Source organism: Rhodococcus sp. MurmanLake-1 (assembly GCF_056945715.1).
This window is the reverse complement of the sequence record NZ_JBWZNF010000093.1, coordinates 1-257: the sequence shown is the minus strand read 5'-3', so window position 1 is coordinate 257 and position 257 is coordinate 1. Positions and strand designations below refer to the sequence as shown.

The following is a 257-nucleotide window of genomic DNA, read 5'->3' as shown; positions in this document are numbered from 1 at the left end:
ACCTTGTTGTTGATCAGAACCCCGCCGGCAACACCGTCGTTGATCTTCACCTGGTAGGTCAGAACAACCGACTTACCCGCCTCGAGTGCACCAGTCCAACTCAACGTCGTACCCGACAGGGTCGGAGCAGTCGCGTCGACACCGTCGACCGTCGCCTTGAGCGAACCGTCCACCAACGCGGCGTTGTCGAGAACCTTCGACAGATCATCGGTCAACACCACCGGATCAAGGGTCGTGTTACCCGTGTTCGCACCCGT

General features: G+C 59.5%; 1 protein-coding gene. It reads right to left on the bottom strand.

Features of this window, described 5'->3' with window-relative positions:
* A partial coding sequence (locus tag AC2ETI_RS32785) for an isopeptide-forming domain-containing fimbrial protein (RefSeq protein WP_483635071.1) occupies window positions 1–221 on the bottom strand: 221 nt, incomplete at its 3' end.
* Window positions 222–257: the final 36 nt, after the last annotated feature.